The sequence below is a fragment of the Pedobacter sp. GW821-FHT01D05 genome (assembly GCF_059422505.1).
Window position 1 is genome coordinate 508,612 of the sequence record NZ_JBWKXA010000004.1, and the last position, 19,518, is coordinate 528,129.

Consider the following 19,518-nt stretch of genomic DNA (forward strand, 5'->3'; position numbering starts at 1 on the left):
CGTAAATTGAGTTCCGGTTTGTGGGGACACAGACCGGGGACGGGACAAATATTATTATATAAATAAAAAATTAATAGAAGGACGTTTAGATCATCTCAAATCCATTATCTAATGTCTCAAATCACATAGCATGAAATCTTTTTTAGACGAAAATTTTCTTTTGCAAAGCAAAACCGCCGAAAAGCTTTATCACAATTTTGCAAAATCATTGCCGATTATCGACTACCATAATCACCTTATTCCAGAGCAGATTGCCAATAACACGCAGTTTGCAAACATCAGCCAGGTTTGGCTTGCGGGCGATCATTACAAATGGAGAGCCATGCGTGCCAACGGTGTTGATGAAAAATACATTACCGGTATCGGATCAGATTATGAAAAATTTGAAAAATGGGCAGAAACTGTTCCTTATACTTTACGTAATCCTTTATACCACTGGACACATTTAGAGCTTCAGCGTTATTTCGGCATAAACGACCTGCTTTCGGGTAAAACGGCACAGAAAATTTTCGATGAATGTTCTGCAAAACTGCAAACACCTGAGTACTCCGTACGCGGTTTGTTAGCTAAAATGAACGTAGAAGCTGTTTGCACTACCGATGATCCTTTGGATAGCTTAAACTATCACCAACAATTGGCGAGAGAGGGTGCAAACCTTAAAATGTTACCGGCTTTCCGCCCGGATAAAGCGATGAATAGTGACGATATTGAAGGTTTAAACGAGTATATCAACAAATTAGAAAGCGTTGTAGATAAAACAATCAGCAGCTTCCAGGATTATATCGATGCTTTAAAAAGCCGTCACGATTACTTTGCGGCAAATGGATGTTCAGTTTCTGATCATGGTTTAGAACAGATTTACGCCGAAGACTATACAGAAGCAGAAATTGCATCAATTTTTGATAAAATTCGCAGTAAACAACATATTTCTTACGAGGAAAACCTGAAATTTAAATCGGCTATGCTGGTTTATTTTGCAGAATGGGATCATGAAAAAGGTTGGGTACAACAATATCATTTAGGCGCATTGCGTAACAACAATGCCCGGATGTTAAGGCAATTAGGCCCAGATACCGGTTGGGATTCGATCGGCGATTTTAGCCAGGCCCGAATGCTTTCTAAATTCTTAAACCGTTTGGATAATCAAGATAAACTGGCAAAAACCATTATTTATAACCTTAACCCAGCCGATAATGAATTAATTGCAACCATGATCGGAAACTTTAACGATGGTTCGGTTGCGGGTAAAGTGCAATTCGGTTCGGCATGGTGGTTTTTAGACCAAAAAGATGGTATGATCAAACAATTAAATGCATTATCAAACATGGGGCTTTTAAGCCGTTTGGTGGGTATGCTTACCGATTCGCGCAGCTTCCTTTCTTTTCCCCGTCACGAATATTTCAGAAGGATCGTTTGTAACCTCTTTGGAGAAGACATTGAGAACGGCGAATTACCTAACGACTTGGAGTGGGTTGGTAAAATTGTTCAGGATATTTCGTACTTTAACGCAAAAAATTACTTTAAATTTTAACCAAAATAGGGCTTTAAAGAGGTATTTCGTTGGAATCAAATCATTTCAATCGTTTTCCTTCCATTTTCATACCGTTGCAGAAAACAGCATGAAATACGCCGATTAGATACAAAAATGAGCATCCAAATATTCGCTTCATCAAAAAAAGGAGAAAAAGTTTTAAGCTTTGGTGAAATACTTTTGCGCATCTGTCCGGATATGGATGGCCAGTGGTTAAAAGAAAATAAACTGCCATTTTATGTTGGCGGTGCAGAGCTGAATGTAGCAACGGCACTGGCACTTTGGAATGTTCCTTCAACTTACTTATCGGCTGTGCCGGATAATTCGGTAACCCGTGAAATTGTAGATTATCTGGATGCAAGGAACATCGATACCACACCAATGGTTTACCATGGCGAGCGTTTGGGTTTATATTATCTTCCGAAAGGGAAAGACCTAAAAAATGCAGGCGTAATTTACGACAGGGCAAATTCGGCCTATGCGGATTTAAAAGTTGGACAGATTAACTGGGATGAAGTTTTCGATGGTGTGGGCTGGTTTCATTTTAGTGCCATATGCCCGGCAATAAATCAATCTATTGCTGATGTTTGCTTAGAAGCTTTAAAAGTGGCAAGTGCGAAAAATATTACCATTTCGCTCGATTTAAACTATCGTGCCAAGCTTTGGAAGTATGGTAAAGATCCGATTGATGTTTTGCCTCAACTGGCTCAATATTGCACCCTGATTATGGGTAATGTATGGGCGGCCAATAAAATGTTGGGCACTGCACTTCACGAAGATTTAATACCAACTGAGGGTTATGCAAAGGAAACGTTACTGCAACAGGCAACAGATACTTCTAAAGAAATATTAAGTTTGTTTCCGTCTTGTAAGGCGGTTGCAAATACTTTCAGGTTCGATCATGGTAAAGGTATAAGGTATTATACTGCAATTTATACCGCTGATGAATTAACAGTTTCTGAAGAATATGTTTCAGAAGAAATTTTAGATAAAGTGGGTAGTGGCGATTGTTTTATGGCTGGCCTAATTTATGGCTTTTACAACCAATTATCGGCCAAAGAAACCTTGAATTTTGCCACCGCAGCAGCATACGATAAATTATACATTCCAAGCGATGCTACAACCAGTACTGTAGCCGATATAGAAAAAAGAATAATACGCAATGATTAGCAACAAGCACAAAATTTTAGATGCCATTTTAGAGCAGGGCATGTTACCCCTTTTTTACCAGGATAGCGAATCGGGTAGCGTAGAAATATTACGTACTTTGTATAAAGCCGGTGTTCGTGTTTTCGAATATACCAACCGGGGCAAATCGGCCCTTCCGAACTTTAAAAAGTTGAAAGAAATCCGTGATGCAGAGATGCCAGATCTTTATTTGGGTATCGGAACCATTAAAACGCCTGCAGATGCACATGCATTTATCGAAGCTGGAACAGATTTTATTGTGGCACCGATTATAAATCCGGCAGTTGCTGAAATTGCAAACAAAATTGGCATGCTTTGGATCCCGGGTTGTATGACGCCGACCGAAATCAGCGTTGCACAAGAGCACAAAGCCATGCTGATCAAAATTTTCCCCGCCAATATTTTAGGCCCTGAATTTATTTCATCAATTAAAGATCTTTTTGCCGGACAGTTATTTATGCCAACCGGTGGTGTAGAAATTAATGCCGACAACCTAAAAACCTGGTTTAAATCAGGCGTTTGTGCCGTAGGTATGGGCAGCAAATTAATCAGTAAAGAGGTGATGAGCAAAGGTCTTTACGAGGAGTTATTCGACAATACAAAATTAGCGCTTGAGTTAATTCAGCAGAGCAAATAAAAATTTAACACACCCTAACCAAATGAACCAACCCAAAACAAGCAAATACAGATGGACCATATGTTTGCTGTTATTTCTAGCTACGACCATAAATTATTTAGATAGACAGGTACTTTCGTTAACCTGGACAGATTTTATTAAACCAGAATTTCATTGGGATAATAATGATTATGGAAATATTACGGCCCTGTTCTCTATTTTCTATGCAATATCGATGCTTTTTGCGGGTCGTTTGGTTGATAAACTCGATACCAAAAAAGGCTTTTTGTGGGCAATAGGCGTGTGGTCTGTTGGCGCCTGTTTACATGCTTTCTGTGGTATCGCTACAGCTGGGATTATCAATGGAAACTGGTTTGTAGGATTCGAAGGGGCTAAAGAAGTTATTGCCCGTGTTAACGATACCGGATTAATCGTTTCGGTAAGTGTTACCCTGTTTATTTTTGCCCGTTTTGTATTGGCTGTTGGAGAGGCAGGAAATTTTCCCGCCGCGATTAAAGCCACGGCCGAGTACTTCCCTAAAAAAGACAGGGCATTTGCAACCAGTATTTTCAATGCAGGCGCTACTGTAGGTGCACTAGCTGCACCGATTACCATTCCTTTTATTGCAAAAGCCTATGGATGGGAAATGTCGTTCATCATTATCGGTGCACTGGGTTTTGTATGGATGGGATTATGGGTATTTGTGTACAATAAACCAGAATTGCATAAAAGGGTTAGTCCTGAAGAATTGGCTTATATTCAGCAGGATGTGATCAACGACCGTAAATTGGCTGATTATGTAGAAGAGACTAAAGAAAAAGTTTCTTTTATCGACTGTTTTAAATATAAACAAACCTGGGCTTTTGCTTTTGGTAAATTTATGACTGATGGGGTTTGGTGGTTCTTTTTATTCTGGACACCAGCATATCTGAAATCGGTTTATGGAATGGATTCTACGCAAAGTGCCCTTCCCTTATTTGTGCTTTACATGATAACCTTACTGTCTATTATTGGTGGGTGGTTGCCAACTTATTTTGTTGATAAAAAAGGCATGAATCCGTATGAGGGTAGAATGAGAGCGATGTTGATCTTTGCGTTTTTCCCGCTTTTAGCCTTAGCAGCGCAACCTTTGGGACACATTACCTATTGGATTCCGGTAATCATTATCGGTATTGCAGGTGCCGCTCACCAGGCATGGTCGGCAAATATATTTTCAACCGTAGGCGATATGTTTCCCAAAAAGGCAATTGCCACCATTACGGGTATTGGTGGTATGGCAGGCGGCTTAGGCTCCTTCATTATCAATAAAGGCTCTGGTTTATTGTTTGATTATACAGGCAAAAACGAGATTGTTTTTATGGGTTTTAAAGGTGAAGAAGCAGGTTATTTTATTATCTTCTCTATCTGTGCGGTATGTTACCTCATCGGCTGGACAGTAATGAAAACCTTAGTGCCAAAATATAAAGTTATCGAACTAAAATAATTTAAAGGCCGAGGCTTAAGGAGCATAAACAATCCTGATACCCGGTCTTTTTATAACAGTAAATCTATACTTAAACTATAGACTTAACATTAATTCAACCCTAACAACAACCCCAAATTGAGTACATCGCTAAACCTCGAAAGTATTTTCGTTGAAGAGAGCCAGATTCCAGATGAATTTAGGCTCAAGGAAGAAATCAATCAAAAAGAGTTTCTTTCAAATGGAGAGATGAAACCATGGAATGGACCATTTAATGAAGTGTTTTCTCCTGTATGCGTAAAAACCCCTGAAGGCTTAAAACGAAAACGTATCGGTAGTTTCCCTGTTTGTACAGAAAAAGAGTCGACAGAAGCTTTAGATGCAGCCGTAGCTGCATATGATAACGGCCGCGGCCAATGGCCGACCATGAGCGTTGCCGATCGGATTAGCTGCGTAGAAAACTTCACCCATAAAATGATTGAGCAAAAAGAAATTGTTGCGAAATTGATTATGTGGGAAATCGGGAAATCGTATGCCGATTCGGTTAAAGAATTCGACCGGACAGTTGAGTATATCTACGCAACTATCGATGCACTGAAAGATATCGACAGGCAATCGTCGCGTTTTGAAATTGAGCAGGGAATTGTTGCCCAGGTGCGCCGTTCTCCCTTAGGTGTGGTGCTTTGTATGGGGCCGTTCAATTATCCCTTAAACGAGACTTTTACTACGCTTATCCCCGCTTTGATTATGGGCAATACGCTTTTATTCAAACCACCTAAACACGGTACCTTATTACATTATCCTTTATTAGAGGCTTTCCGTTCCAGCTTCCCTAAAGGTGTTGTAAATACCATTTATGGCCGCGGCAATACCATTGTGCCTGGACTAATGAAATCGGGAAAAATTAATGTACTTACTTTAATCGGATCGAGTAAAGTAGCCAACGAACTGAAAAAACTGCATCCTAAAGTAAACCGCTTAAGGGCAATTTTAGGTTTGGATGCTAAAAATGCTGCAATCATTACTAAAGATGCCAATCTTGATTTAGCGGTTTCTGAAACTGTTTTAGGTTCGCTTTCTTTTAACGGACAGCGTTGTACTGCGATTAAAATCGTTTATGTTCACCGCAGTTTGGCACAGGAGTTTTTAAAACGGTTATCTGCCGAGGTAGAGAAACTGAAATTTGGTATGCCATGGGAGAAAGGCGTAAACCTTACACCGCTGCCTGAGCTGAACAAGCCTGAATATTTAAAAGAATGTATTGATGATGCAGTTTCGCACGGCGCTAAAGTGATCAATAAGAATGGCGGACAAACCTTAGAAACTTTCGTTTATCCAGCCATTATGTATCCGGTAAACAGCAATATGAAACTATACCGCGAAGAGCAGTTTGGTCCTATTGTTCCTGTTGTTCCGTTTGATGATCTGGAAGAACCTATCGAATATCTAATTGGTTCGCCACACGGCCAGCAGGTGAGTATTTTTAGCAATAACGCTGCGGTAATTTCTTCATTGATCGATCCTTTGGTTAACCAGGTAAGTCGTGTAAATATCAACTGCCAATGTCAGCGAGGACCTGATGCTTTCCCTTTTACTGGTCGTAAAGACAGTGCTGAAGGAACGCTTTCTGTAGTGGATGCATTGCGTTCGTTCTCGATCCGTTCGTTGGTAGCAACCAAATTTACAGATGACAATAAAAAGTTATTGAACGAAATTGTTAAAGGTGATGATTCGAACTTCTTAAGTACGAAGTATATTTTCTAATTAAAAGTTTTACAAAAACTAAGCCGCAGATTCGCAGATTAAAAATCTATGAATTTGCGGCTTTTATCATGTATTATAGTCCTCGTTTGTAACGAGGATTACTGAGTGCCGCATTTGTAATTGCGAGGTATTGTAATTACATCTCGGCGATTTAATCGCTATTCTCATACATCCTCGTTGCAAACGAGGACGATTCCTGCCGTATTTTACTTCAAACTCTTTACCAAACTCAACTTTAACTCTTTAATCCCTTTCACCACTAAACCGGCAATCTGTTTGGCTCCCTCCGGGCTTAAATGTGTATTGTCTTTCTTGCCATTTGGGTAGTTCACATTTCCCGAATCAACATAATTGAATAATTTGATGGATGGTTCTTCACCCAGGCGGTTTAACAGACTTTCGGTTTTCACCAGCATATCAATCAGTGGTACATTTAACGAATCAGCTACTTGGCGGGTTATACGCGGATAATCACCATGTGAATCCATTAGAACCCCATTTTTAAAACTTCTGCGCGAAATTGGTGTAAGTAAAACAGGGAATGCTTTTTTGCTTCTGGTTTCTTTTACGTAGTTAACCAGGTTGATCTTAAAATCGGCTAAGGATACACCGACAGCTGGTTTATCAACTTTCTCATCGTTATGTCCGAATTCGATGAAAACATAATCGCCCGGGTTTAACTGAGCCAATATTGGGTCCCAGCGTTTCTCTGCCCTGAAAGATTTTGTACTCCTTCCGTTCAAAGCCCGGTTATCAACGGTAACATCAGCCTTGAAATAAGACTGTAATGCCATGCCCCAGCCTGTTTCCGGATAGGCCTTTTCTTCTTTATTTGCTGCGGTAGAGTCGCCAATGATATAGAGTTTTGTTTTCTTTTGTATGCATGTAAAAGAAAATAAAACGGCTATTATTCCTGCCGCCAAAATTTTAAAGAAATTTTTGTTCATGTTTTTATCAGTTATTTTATTTAGCTGGATTCCATTGATCCGTTCCACCTAATATATTTTTTAAAGTATAGTTTTTTGCCTCTTTATCTGTTAATTGTTTTGTCCAGGGCAACCTCGTTTTAGGCGACGCGCCATCGCCCTTACTTTTATATTCTGCATAAAAAACGGTCAATTCCTTATTTGGGAACATCAGGTCGCCTTTCCAGGGATTCCAACCTTCGGGTAAAATATGTTTGCCCAGATTGCAGCTAATGAATACCGTTTTTGCATAAGGTCGCCAAGGCCTGCCGAGATAAGCTTTTGTTACAGTTTCATCTGCAATGAGCTTACAATTTATAAAAACAAATCCGAATTTTTGCTGCGCCGAAGTTGAGGCAGCGGTAACATAAGAATCGCTTAGATTTTTGATGGTACAATTTTGAAATACCACTGTCGCTTTACCGAAAATAAAATCGGTTGTGCCTTCGATATAACAGTCCTGATAATATTGCCGGCTATTTTCGATCGCTGCATAAAGCGTATCCTGATTGCCCAAAAACCTGCAGTTTTTTGCTAAAAAACGATCACCTTCTACGTGTAAGGCTACAGCTTGCCCAACGCGCCCAGACGAATTGATAATGCTTAAATTTTCGAAATGGATATCATTTCCCTGAACCAGTACGGTAAATGAGGTATAGGTGCTGAACTTGGGATTGCCAAAAGCATCATTACCCAGAGGATTTGGCTTTCCTGAATAATCACCAAAGGTAATAATGGTTTTTTCGACATCTTCTCCGATAATCGAAATCCTGATTTTCCATGATGGAATAATCAGTTTCTCCTTGTATGTGCCATTTTTAACGTGAATTTTAATTTCTTTTTCGCCTAAATCCCTCACTGAATTGATGGCTTCCTGAATGGTTTTGTAATTTCCGTTGCCATCTTGTGCAACGGTTATTTCAGAAGGATATTTGGGATCCTGGGCACGTAGATAAAGAAAGGATATATTGAAGAGGAGTAGCGTGATCAGCTTGAAGTAGGATATTCTTGTCATTTGGTCAGTTAAGATCTGAATTTAATTTTAATTAATAACTCCTGGATTGTCATTACCCAAAAGCCGTCATCTCGAGCGGAGTGCAACGTAGCCGAGAGATCTATCGAGGCAGATCTCTCCACTTCGCGATGCTCCGGTCGAGATGACGATTCTTATTTGGAACCTATTAAATACCAACCCTGAATAAAGTTCATTAAAAAAGGGCAGATTAAAACCTACCCTATAATTTTGTTAGTATGTCCACCTTGGATCGCCGATTGGGCCTCCGGTGCTTCCTGCACTTCTTAAAGGCGAACCTACAGCTAAAGTAAAATCAGCTGTTGTGGCTGTCCAGCCTGTATTGATTGATTGATTACTGGCTAAAGTGGCTGTTCCAAAGGTTAGTGCTGTTCCGCCTGTTAGGGCGCTGAACAGGTTGAAGTAATTACTGTTAGAAATCTTCAATGTACTTCCTGCACCTGTGCCCCTAATGGCAGCAGCGTTAACCGTACCAGATTTTGGTGTATTAGCAAAAATGCTGTTCAAAATGGTAAAGTTGATCGGGTTTGCATTTGCATCTAACAGCGCGTATTTAGCATTGCCGCCAAAACCATTAAATGTCGAATTCGTGATGGCAACTGTTGGGATCACATCTCCTGCATAAGTGGTGCTTGCAGTAACCAGACCCGGACCAGCATTGTAAAAAGTAGATTTAGATATGGTAAGGGTATTAAACTGCATTTTATTTACGTGGAAAGTATAATAAGCAGATGAGCCATTTAAGCCCATGTCGTAAACAATCGAATTATTAACCGTAATACCTGTGATTTTAAAATCGCGGGCGGCTGTGCCTCTATCACCTCTTAAAAACGACGTTACAGAGCCGTGCGCAATACAGTTATCTACCACCACATTGGTAAAAGTTGCTGCTGCACCATTGGATGCCTGTGTGCCAATAAAATTAATGAAATAAAGTGATGCACTGGCTGTTCCATCAAACTCGATGCCTGAAAGGGTTACACCTGCTCCTGTGCCCTCTAAATCAATTTCCCTATAATTTACCTTTGTATCGGTTGGGTTGCCTGATGTTGATTTTATGGTAATGGTTTTTTGGGTGATGAAAGTGGTTGCCGACAAGGTATAGGTGCCTGGGTTTAAACCGATAATTGCGCCATTTGTTGCGCTCGCTATTGCAGCTGCCAGGTCATCGCCAGGATTTAATTTTACCGTATAGGTAGTTGGTGCAAGGGTGGTAAAAGTGGCAATCCCTTTGCTTTTCGTTCCTGCAAACAGTTCGGCAGTATATTTTGTTCCTGCTATTAATCCTGCTATGGCTTTTAATCCAGCCGAGGCATCAGTCGTACTCAAGGTTACCGTGGTTGCCGTTCCGCTTTCAGGGGTTAAAACCATGGATGTTAAACCAACGGTTGGGATATAACGCAGTGTAATGTTATTCTCTTTAATTTCGTTATCTCTGATGGCCGTAAAAAGTTGAATTCCGGTTAACTGAAAAGCACCGCTTCGTATGTATTTCGATTCAGGCTGACTTTCGGTTGCGTTGGCTTTAACCCTTGCATAATATTTGGTTCTTACCGCTAAATTCTCTTCAGTTACAGTTACACCGGCCGTATCGGCTGTAGTGGTGTAATTTACAGTAGCAAACAGCGAATCTGTAGAGAAATCGATACTGTATTTAAAGGTTTTACCTGTCGACATTAATGGAACTGTCCAGGTTAATTTCGCAGAAGTTTCGCCAGCGGTAATTTTTACATCGCTTGGCTTAAATATCCGCGCAGGTTCTGTTGGAACATCTTCTTCCTTTTTACAAGAAGAAATTATTACAACCATCAATAATAAAACGACGAATTTAAACCCCAATTGATTTATAAATGTTTTCATAATTAATATCTAGTTAATAACCAAAGTTTTGAGCCATACTCGGATTTTCGATCAATGTTGTTTTAGGATATGGGAAAAGTTCCTTTTTATTTGCTTCGAAGTAAAAAGCAATTCCTGTTGAAGTGCTAGTTATGGAGTTTTCTTCTGTAACAGCCTTTCTCCAGTTTTTAGTGGTATAACCGCTCGGGGCTGTTGAAGTGTTTAATCCTGGCGAGGCAAACACATTATTTGGTACACCACCATAGAGATCGAGTGTGGCTACTTCGTTTACGCTCGTTCCCAACAGGTAATTTCCCTCTTTGGCATAAACATAATTCGGTACACTGGTATAATCGCCGGTTCCTGCAATTAAAGCACGTATTTTAGTGCGTGTTTCTTCAAATTTACTGCCCAATAAATTCCAGCGGATTAAATCATATTTACGGATACCCTCCCCTCCAAATTCCAACAACCTTTCTTTCACAATAGAAGTAAAAAAGCCGTTTTTATCCATTGGTGTTACCGGGATCTGACCTTCAAAACCAGCATAGGCACGTTTTTGTACTTCCTGCAAGGCATTAACTGCTGTGGCCGATGGTGCTCCGTTAATTTCATTATCAGCTTCTGCATACATTAACAGTATATCGGCAAAACGTAACATTGGCCAGTTTACCCCAAAAGTTTGAGCAGCAGAAGAGTTGTTAAAAGTTGTCCATGATTTACGGAATTTTCCATCCGTCATGTTAAACAGGGTATTGATAATTTTCTTTGATGTTGCGGTAATTTCGAAAACGCCGATGGTTACATCCCTGCGGCAGTCTTTGGTGACATCAAATTCATAAAAGTAAGTGGGGATAGCATTCATCCCACCGCCACCTGAACCAAAAGTTGAAGCAGAGTTAAAACGGATACCATTATAATAACCTAATTTACTATCAGTAGAAGCGTTACCGCCAAAAGCAGCCACTTCAAACATCAGTTCGTGTGCGTCATCATAGCGGGTTGTGGTATGCAATGTCTTAAATACATTTTCATAAACCGGATTCAGGCTATGTTCCGAACGGTGGTTCATAATATCCAAACACTCATCAAAAGCAATTTTATAATAAGTTAAATAATCAGCACTGCGTTCCATGGTATGGTTGGCCGATCTTAACGAATAACCGCCTCTGGCTAAAGCAATACGGGCCCTTAAGCCTTTAATTGCACCTTTGGTATAACGGAAACTGCCGTATTCTGTGATTCCGCTTCTCCATGGCACCAGGTCCTCAGCCATTTTTAAATCCGCGATGATCCGATCATAGGTTTTATTGCGGTCTACATTTGGGCCATACAATGTTTCGGCATCTGCTGAAGGCACGAAAGACGCAGGAACATCACCCCAGTTACGGATCAATTCATAAAGAAATTGTGCTCTTAATGTTAAAGCTTCACCGTAATAGCGTTTCATAATCGTTTTGTCAGCCTCAGAACCGTTGGTATAAAGACTAGAGGCCGGAATAAATTTGATACAGATGTTTGCACGCTCTACGCCTGCATATAATTGTAAAAATGGGTTGATCAGATCGGTATTGTCTGAACTTGCACCATACATGCTGATTCCCCTACGGTCAGAAGAACTATAACTCCCCGAGGTTTTAAAATCATCGGCGGTTAACCCAAATAGTGTAGATATGCGGCTTCCATAACCATTATCGCCACAAAGACGGTTGTAAACTGCAATAATTGCCGCATTGGTATTGGCTGTACTTTCAAAAACAACATCCGGACTGGAAGTTGATGGTGATTGTACATCTAAATATTTTTTACAAGAAGTAGTTATGCTCAATGCTCCAACAGCAATTACCATTAAAGCCGATTTTATAAATTTATTGTTCATTTTCTTTAATGTTGAGGTTAAAATACCATATTAATACCAGCAAGGATATATCTGCTGCGCGGATAAGCTGCATAATCTATACCCGGAGTAAGTGGGTTTGATCTGCGGGTGTTTGCTTCAGGATCGTAACCGGTATAGCCCGTGATGGTGTAAAGATTATTAACTGTTCCATAAACCCTTAATTTGGAAATAAAACCAGTTTTTTTAATTAAACTTTGTGGTAAGCTATAGCCTAGTGTTACGTTGCTGATTCTTAAAAACGAGCCATTTTCAATCGCATAAGAAGTTAAAGCATAGTTTCCTCCTGTTGGTGTCCATAGGGAAGTATTGGCATTCATGGAAGTCAATAATGCCGGATCTGTTACCTTTACACCATTGGCATCAAAGTTCTGCCAACGATCGTTCATCACGGCAAGTAAATTGTTGTCTTTAACATTGTACTGTGAAGTAAACTCTATTTTGTTGGCGTTGTACACCTTGCTTCCGTAGCTAAAGTTTACAAATACGGTTAAATCGAAGTTTTTATAGGCAAACTGGTTGTTAAAACCGCCAGTGAATTTCGGCTGCGATGTGCCTAAAACCGTCCTGTCGTCATCCCCGATCATCATACTTGATGAAGAGGATAATTTTTGAACCTTCATGTCGCCTGGCTGAGGATCACGGTTACCCAATAATACCCTGCTATTTGCAACAGTTGGCTTAAGTGTATAGGTATAAGCACCAGTAGTTGTGTTTTGGACGTAAGTGAAATCATCAACAGTATAGCGCCCATCAGAAACAAAACCATAAAACTGACCAACCGGCTGGCCTACTTCGACTTTAAAATCGCCCAGACTGTTTACCCAGCCTGATTGTGTGATATAAGAACTTACACCGTTTTGCAGTTCGACAATTTTGTTCTTGTTGAATGAAATATTGAAACTGGTATTGTAGCTGAAGTTTTTGGATTTAACGGCCTGATAATTCAATTGCAGTTCGAAACCAGTATTTTGGGTTTTACCCACATTTTGCTGTTGTGTAGCATAACCCGTAGTTTGTGGCACATTTGCATTTAATAGTAGGTTTTTTGTTCTGTTGTCGTAATAGTCTAAATTAAGCGATAACTTGTTTTTAAATAAATCAATATCAATACCCAGGTTTTTAGAAATGTTGGTTTCCCAGGTAATGTTTGGGTTAGATAAAATATTTCCTGTGGCGGTACCCGAAATTAATCCTGTTGATACTGAACCATCTGTATCGGCATAACCACCAGTGGTAGAGCTTAGGTAAAATAATGTTCTAAATAAATCCTGACCGATGCGGTTGTTCCCAGCTGCACCATAGCTAAACCTAACTTTAAAGTTATCTAACCAATCAAGGTTCATGTCTTTTACAAATTTCTCTTCCGTTACCCTCCAGGCAACCTGTGCCGATGGAAAATAACCCCATTGTTTACCTGCTGCAAATAATGAAGAAGCATCTGTTCTGAAGTTTACAGTGGCCAGGTATTTGTTTTTAAAACCGTAAGAGGCCCTGCTAAATACCGAAAATTGTCTGGTACCAGAAATTAGTGAGGTTGGCCTGTCCTGAATGGTATTCGCCGGAGCACTGCTCACAAAAGCATCATCAGGAGAGATGTTGATGGGTAAAAATTTAAGTACCGTTGTTCTCGAATCGATATCGACCATATTGATTTCCTGGCCGACCAATAAATCTAAACTATGGTCTTTACCCAAATTTGGTTTATAGTTAATGGTGTTGGTATTGATAAAAGATTTTTGGGCAACCGTGTCCAGTTGGATAGCAGGTAAACCCGCATTGTTCCTGGCTACGTTACTTACCGGGCCATTAAAAGTATTAACGTGCCTGTTAGTTCGGTTGTAACCAACGGTACTCTTTATCGTTAAGTTTTTAAGAATCGAATATTGTACATAACCGCTCGAAATTAAATCGTTGCGGTAATCATATTTCAATTCCTGGTTGGCCAAAGTAATTGGATTGGTTAATCCGGTAGTTAAATAGTCCGCATCGAATAAATCGCCAGAATCGCTTCCGCCAGAGTAGGGCTGATAACGCACCGAGTTTCTTAAACGGTTGGTACCTTGCGAGCCTGTAGCGCTTGTACCCACACCATCAATACGTTGACGGCTGTAGCGTGCATTTAAACCTACCCTGAATTTGTCTGAAAATTTATGGTCTAAACGCATCGAAGCAAAAGTTCTCCTATAACCAGAATTAAGCATAATGCCATCTTCTTTTGTATTATTTACCGAAACATTGTAAGTGGTTTTAGAAGTACCGCCTGATAGATTTAAAACTTCGGTATTGCTCCATGCCTGACGGCCGAAAACTTTGTCCTGCCAATCGATATTTGGAATATTTTTGTAAATGTCCAGATCTTCAAAAGTGCCATATTTTTTGGTAAAAGTATCTTTTACATCCTGATTGGTGTTGTTGTTATACAGTTCATATTGATATTTGATAAACTCATAAGGATTCATTACATCCAGCTCGTTTACAATCTGCCGCGCACCCGCATAAGCGTCAAACGAAACAATCGGTCTTCCTTTTTTACCGCTTTTTGTGGTAATGATAACCACTCCATTAGCACCTCTACTACCATAAATCGATGTTGATGCCACGTCTTTTAAAACATCAATAGATTGAATCTCGTTTGGCGATAAAATAGACAATGCATTTTCTACCTGGATCCCATCTACAATATAAAGGGGAGAATTATCACCGGTAAGGGAACTACCGCCCCGTACTTTAATTACCACTTCGGCGCCTGGGCTTCCTTCTGTAGTGGTAACCGATACACCTGCCAGTTTACCCGCCAAAGCCTGCGCTGCGGTACTAACCGGGAACTGATCAATATCTTTTCCGGTAATGGAAGACACTGAGCCGGTTAAGGCTTCTTTACGCACCGAGCCATAACCGATGTTTACGGTAACCTCTTGTAAAGTGTTGGCATCTTCTTCAAGTGTTACATCTATTTTATTTTGCTCTCCTACAGCAACATTTTTTGTTTTATAACCTACATAGGTAAAAATTAGGGTAGCACCTTTGGCCGGAATGGTAATTTTGTAAACTCCATTCGCATCAGTACTCGCTCCAATTTTCGAATCCTTTATCGATACACTCACGCCTATTAGTGGCTGCCCATCAGATTTATCCTTTACAGTTCCTGTTAATTGTCTGTTTTGTGCTCGAGCAACAGATAATCCAAAAAAAGAGAGAAGTGCTAAAAAGAGTAAAACTCTGCTCATAGTTATTTATTTATTTAAAGTAATTTGGTTTTTTACGATGCTGCAATCGCTTGCAGATAGAATATAATTCTATTTCGGGATGTTATAGTTAGTTTATATTTGGTTACGTTGATGTAACAATTTTACAAACTAAAAAGCAATTGAAACCAGATTTAACTAAAAAACTGTGCAAACGTTCCCAAAAACGTAGATACGACGTTTATTAATGTTGTTCATCTAATCCCCTTAAAGAGATATTTTTTGTAACTTGTACGCATTACGAAAATGAGATTTGAAACATCTACCATAAAGGATATTGCTAAAGCATTAGGACTGTCAACTTCAACAGTCTCAAGGGCTTTAAGAGACCGTTACGAAATTAGTGAGGAAACCAAAAAACTGGTTTTAGCTTATGCCGAAAAGGTTAATTACCGCGCTAATCCAATCGCCAGAAGTTTAAAGGAGCGCCGTAGCTATTCTATCGGCATTATTGTGAGCGAAATTGCCAACAACTTTTTTTCTCAGGTGATAAATGGCATTGAATCAATTGCTTATGATAAAGATTATCACGTCATCATCTCTCAAAGTCACGAATCTTACAAACAGGAGAAACTGAATGTTGAGCACCTTGCATCACGTTCTATTGATGGTTTATTAATTGCACTTTCTTCGGAAACGCAGGATATTGATTATTTAAGAGATCTGTACGCTAAGGGCTTACCAATTGTTTTTTTTGATCGTGTGCCCAAGGATTTTGAAACCCATAAAGTAATCGCGAATAATTTTAAAGGCTCTTTTGATGCCACAGAACATCTTATTTTATCAGGAAAAAGAACCATTGCCCATTTAACCAATTCAGAAAACCTTTCGATAACAAAAGAAAGGTTAGAAGGTTATAAAGCTGCTTTGGTTAAATATCATATCGAATTTAGGCCTGAACTCGTTAAATATTGCCAGCATGGTGGTATGCACAGCGCAGAACTAGAACAGGCAGTTAAAGAACTTTTACCCCTACAACCAGATGGAATTTTTATTTCGAGCGACCGCTTAACCACAGGCTGCATTATGGCGTTGAAGAAAACCAATCCAGAAGTGGCACATAAAATTGCGATTGCAGGTTTTACAAATTCAAACTTAGTCGAATTATTTTCGCCTTCCCTAACCTCGGTTAAACAACCAGCATTCGAAATGGGACAGGTGGCCACAGAACTGTTAATCTCGATGATAGAAGCCAAAAGACCAGTAACTGAGTTTGAAACCAAGGTTTTGGATACTGAGCTGGTGAAGAAGCGGTGAGCGCCAAGCGGTTGGCGATTTGTGCAAGGCGTTTAGCAGTATGCGGCTGATGCACGGCACGCTAAACTTCCAACTCTAAACTTATCATCCTTCGCTTAGCGCCAAACGCTCAACGCCAAACTCCCTACAAATTATTACCTTTGCAGCATGGTAGAAATCACATTAAAAAAGGGTAAGGAAAAAGCAGCATTACAAAGACATCCATGGGTATTTTCTGGAGCATTAGAAAAAGTTAAAGGAAAACCTGAAGATGGTGATGTAGTAAAGGTTTTTGCTTTCGATAATGAATTTCTGGCCTATGGTTATTTTAACAGCAATTCGCGTGTTGCTGTTCGTCTTTTAGAATGGGACGAAGCGCAAACTATTGATAACCGCTGGTATCAGAACCGTTTAAAACAGGCAATCGCCTCACGTCAGTTTATTTTAAGCGAACAGACCAACACCTGCCGACTGGTTTTTAGCGAAGCTGATTTTCTGCCAGGCTTAATTGTTGATCAATATGCGGATTTTCTATCGTTACAGATTTTAAGTTCAGGAATCGAAAAAGTGAAAGCAGAAATCGTAGAAATTTTAAAAACCGAATTAAATCCAAGGGGGATCTTTGATAAAAGTGACGCCACTGCTCGTACCCACGAAGGTTTACCCATCGAAAACGGGTTGCTCTGGGGCGAAAACCCGCCAGAATTTTTGGAGGTAAAAGAAAATGAAATTATTTATAACATCAATATCGCAGAAGGACAAAAATCAGGGTTTTATTGCGATCAGCGCGATAATAGACACATTTTAGCCAGTTATACAAAAGGTAAAAAAGTTTTAGACTGTTTTAGTTACAGCGGTGGATTTAGCTTAAATAGTTTGGCCAATGGTGCAGCAAGTATTACCAGTGTTGACAGTTCGGGCCTCGCTGTTGAAACGTTAAAACAAAATGTAGCCTTAAACCAATTCAATCCGGATAAAGTAACCGCTATACAATCAGATGTAAATAAACAGCTCAGGGCATTCAAAGAATCAGGAGCATTATTTGATGTGATTGTGCTCGATCCACCTAAATATGCACCATCGCGTTCGGCATTAGACCGCGCAGCAAGAGCCTATAAAGATTTAAACCGTTTAGGCATGTTATTGTTAGAAAAAGGAGGCTTATTGGCTACTTTTTCTTGCTCAGGAGCAGTTGATATCGAAACCTTTAAACAGATTATCGCCTGGGCGGCACTTGATGCAGGCAAAGAAGTTCAGATTATTAAACAATTCTGCCAACCAGAAGATCATCCGGTTCGGATTTCTTTTCCGGAAGGAGAATACTTAAAGGGATTGTTGTTAAGGGTGCTATAAATTTATCCCCTACCAATCTACTTTAAACCACAAAGACACAAAAGCACCAAGGTATTTTAAACATAACCAAGTGTTATTGTGTCTTTGAGCTCAGCTGAAAGCGGAATCTAATTAGCCAACCATCACTTTAGCGGTAATGGCCAGTCTGTTCCAGGCATTAATGGTAACTATAGCCATAATAATCTGTGCTAATTCCTGCTCGTTAAAAAAGCTTGCCGCTTTTTGATAAGTTGCATCAGAAACATGGTGGCTAATTAAGGTTACTTCTTCTGTTAGAGCTAAAACAGCTTCTTCTTGTGCCGTAAATAAGGTTGTTTCTCTCCAGGCGTTTAATAAATACAAACGTTGTTCGGTTTCTCCTATTTTTCGGGCATCGGTTGAGTGCATATTTAAGCAAAATGCACAGCCGTTAATTTGCGATGCACGCATTTTAATCAGTTCTAAAAGAATTGGATCTAGCTTGCTGGTTGATAAATATTTCTCTAAACCGTACATTGCCTGGTAAGCTGCAGGTTCTACTTTTGGGATATCAATTCTACTTTCCATTTTATTTGTTTTTTGATTACGATGTAAAGGTCTGGAACTTAACGAGCAAAAAACTTAATGTAGTTTAAGAAATGATTAGCTAACATAAAGGGCACATTTTTTTGCCACGGAGGCACCGATTAACACTGAGTGTTTCCATTGTCTGTACCCTCACTGGTCATTTGTTTTCTTTTTCGATACCAGTATATATTTATCCGTCCTTTCTGTGTCTCCGTGGCCCACATTAAATGAGACTAACGCTGTGCGTTCTACGGTTAACAAACTACTATTTCTTTGCCCTGATTTTACTCAGAAATTCTGGGGTAAAGCCAAGGTAAGAAGCCAGCATATACTGTGGTACACGCTGTACAAACTCAGGAAATAAACTATTAAAATGGCGGTATCTTTCCTCTGCTGTTTGGCTGTACAGGAATTTTATTCTCCGCTGTGAAGCTTGATGGTTTTTTTGCAAGATCAGTCTGAAGTACCTTTCCAGCTTAGGGAGTTTATGGAACATTTCATCATAATGATGATGTTCGATGGCAATCACCTCGGTGGTTTCTGCAGCCTGGATATAAAATTCAGATTGCTCATGAAATAGAAAGCTGGTTAGATCGGTAATCCACCAGTTTTCGATGGCAAACTGAGTGGTCTGCTCAGCGCCCTTTATATCAATGAAATAAAGCCTCAAGCAGCCTTTTACTACAAAATAATTCGCCCTGCAGGTTTGTCCTTCTTCTAATAAAAAAGCTTTCTTTTTAACGGAAAAAGATTTGAGTAGCAACTCAAGGGTTTCTTGTTCATCGCTATTCAAATCTATAAATCTTTTGATGTGGTTATAAAGTGCACTATACATAGCTA

14 protein-coding genes are annotated in these 19,518 nt (G+C 39.7%); 7 read left to right on the forward strand and 7 right to left on the reverse strand.

What is annotated here, in order from left to right; genetic code table 11:
- Window positions 1-130 precede the first annotated feature (130 nt).
- The 5 genes from uxaC (at window position 131) to AC07VK_RS17215 (ending at window position 6,561) form a co-directional block, all read left to right on the forward strand.
- Entirely contained in the window at window positions 131-1,531 is a 1,401-nt protein-coding gene (gene uxaC / locus AC07VK_RS17195) for a glucuronate isomerase (protein WP_492961997.1), read from the forward strand.
- A 114-nt stretch (window positions 1,532-1,645) separates the two neighbouring features.
- Complete coding sequence (locus AC07VK_RS17200) at window positions 1,646-2,701, forward strand: PfkB family carbohydrate kinase (protein ID WP_492953644.1); 1,056 nt, start codon at window positions 1,646-1,648, stop codon at window positions 2,699-2,701.
- Window positions 2,694-3,356: a bifunctional 4-hydroxy-2-oxoglutarate aldolase/2-dehydro-3-deoxy-phosphogluconate aldolase gene (locus AC07VK_RS17205; RefSeq protein WP_492961999.1), complete on the forward strand. Its 663-nt coding sequence runs from the start codon at window positions 2,694-2,696 to the stop codon at window positions 3,354-3,356. Before AC07VK_RS17200 ends, AC07VK_RS17205 begins: the two co-directional genes overlap by 8 nt.
- Window positions 3,357-3,378: 22 nt before the next feature.
- Window positions 3,379-4,818, forward strand: a complete 1,440-nt coding sequence (locus AC07VK_RS17210) for an MFS transporter (protein WP_492953642.1) — start codon at window positions 3,379-3,381, stop codon at window positions 4,816-4,818.
- Window positions 4,819-4,935: 117 nt separating this feature from the next.
- Window positions 4,936-6,561, forward strand: a complete 1,626-nt coding sequence (locus AC07VK_RS17215; protein WP_057930772.1) for an NADP-dependent glyceraldehyde-3-phosphate dehydrogenase — start codon at window positions 4,936-4,938, stop codon at window positions 6,559-6,561.
- A 206-nt stretch (window positions 6,562-6,767) separates the two neighbouring features.
- Here the strand turns inward: AC07VK_RS17215 and AC07VK_RS17220 are convergent, their stop codons facing one another.
- The 5 genes from AC07VK_RS17220 to AC07VK_RS17240 all read right to left on the reverse strand — a co-directional run bounded on the left by AC07VK_RS17220 (window position 6,768) and on the right by AC07VK_RS17240 (window position 15,525).
- On the reverse strand, window positions 6,768-7,508 hold the full coding sequence (locus AC07VK_RS17220; protein WP_492962001.1) for a rhamnogalacturonan acetylesterase: 741 nt from the start codon (window positions 7,506-7,508) through the stop codon (window positions 6,768-6,770).
- A 16-nt stretch (window positions 7,509-7,524) separates the two neighbouring features.
- Window positions 7,525-8,541 carry a pectinesterase family protein gene (locus AC07VK_RS17225; RefSeq protein WP_492962003.1) on the reverse strand — a complete coding sequence of 339 codons (1,017 nt, stop codon included), beginning with the start codon at window positions 8,539-8,541 and terminating at the stop codon, window positions 7,525-7,527.
- Window positions 8,542-8,772: 231 nt separating this feature from the next.
- A complete protein-coding gene (locus AC07VK_RS17230; protein WP_492962005.1) occupies window positions 8,773-10,419 on the reverse strand; it encodes a hypothetical protein in 1,647 nt (548 codons plus the stop codon).
- A 13-nt stretch (window positions 10,420-10,432) separates the two neighbouring features.
- Complete coding sequence (locus tag AC07VK_RS17235) at window positions 10,433-12,277, reverse strand: RagB/SusD family nutrient uptake outer membrane protein (RefSeq protein ID WP_492962007.1); 1,845 nt, start codon at window positions 12,275-12,277, stop codon at window positions 10,433-10,435.
- Window positions 12,278-12,294: 17 nt separating this feature from the next.
- A complete protein-coding gene (locus AC07VK_RS17240; protein ID WP_492962009.1) occupies window positions 12,295-15,525 on the reverse strand; it encodes a SusC/RagA family TonB-linked outer membrane protein in 3,231 nt (1,076 codons plus the stop codon).
- A gap of 264 nt (window positions 15,526-15,789) precedes the next feature.
- Between AC07VK_RS17240 and AC07VK_RS17245 the strand changes: the two genes are divergently transcribed.
- Window positions 15,790-16,800 (forward strand): LacI family DNA-binding transcriptional regulator, encoded by a 1,011-nt coding sequence (locus tag AC07VK_RS17245; RefSeq protein ID WP_492955892.1) that lies wholly within the window; start codon window positions 15,790-15,792, stop codon window positions 16,798-16,800.
- A 147-nt stretch (window positions 16,801-16,947) separates the two neighbouring features.
- Window positions 16,948-18,132: a class I SAM-dependent rRNA methyltransferase gene (locus AC07VK_RS17250; RefSeq protein WP_492962012.1), complete on the forward strand. Its 1,185-nt coding sequence runs from the start codon at window positions 16,948-16,950 to the stop codon at window positions 18,130-18,132.
- 111 nt (window positions 18,133-18,243) lie between these two features.
- Here AC07VK_RS17250 and AC07VK_RS17255 read toward each other — a convergent pair whose 3' ends face one another.
- Both AC07VK_RS17255 and AC07VK_RS17260 read right to left on the reverse strand, forming a co-directional pair.
- A complete protein-coding gene (locus AC07VK_RS17255; RefSeq protein WP_131029441.1) occupies window positions 18,244-18,678 on the reverse strand; it encodes a carboxymuconolactone decarboxylase family protein in 435 nt (144 codons plus the stop codon).
- 265 nt (window positions 18,679-18,943) lie between these two features.
- Window positions 18,944-19,513 (reverse strand): Crp/Fnr family transcriptional regulator, encoded by a 570-nt coding sequence (locus tag AC07VK_RS17260; RefSeq protein ID WP_492955894.1) that lies wholly within the window; start codon window positions 19,511-19,513, stop codon window positions 18,944-18,946.
- Between the last annotated feature and the right edge of the window lie 5 nt (window positions 19,514-19,518).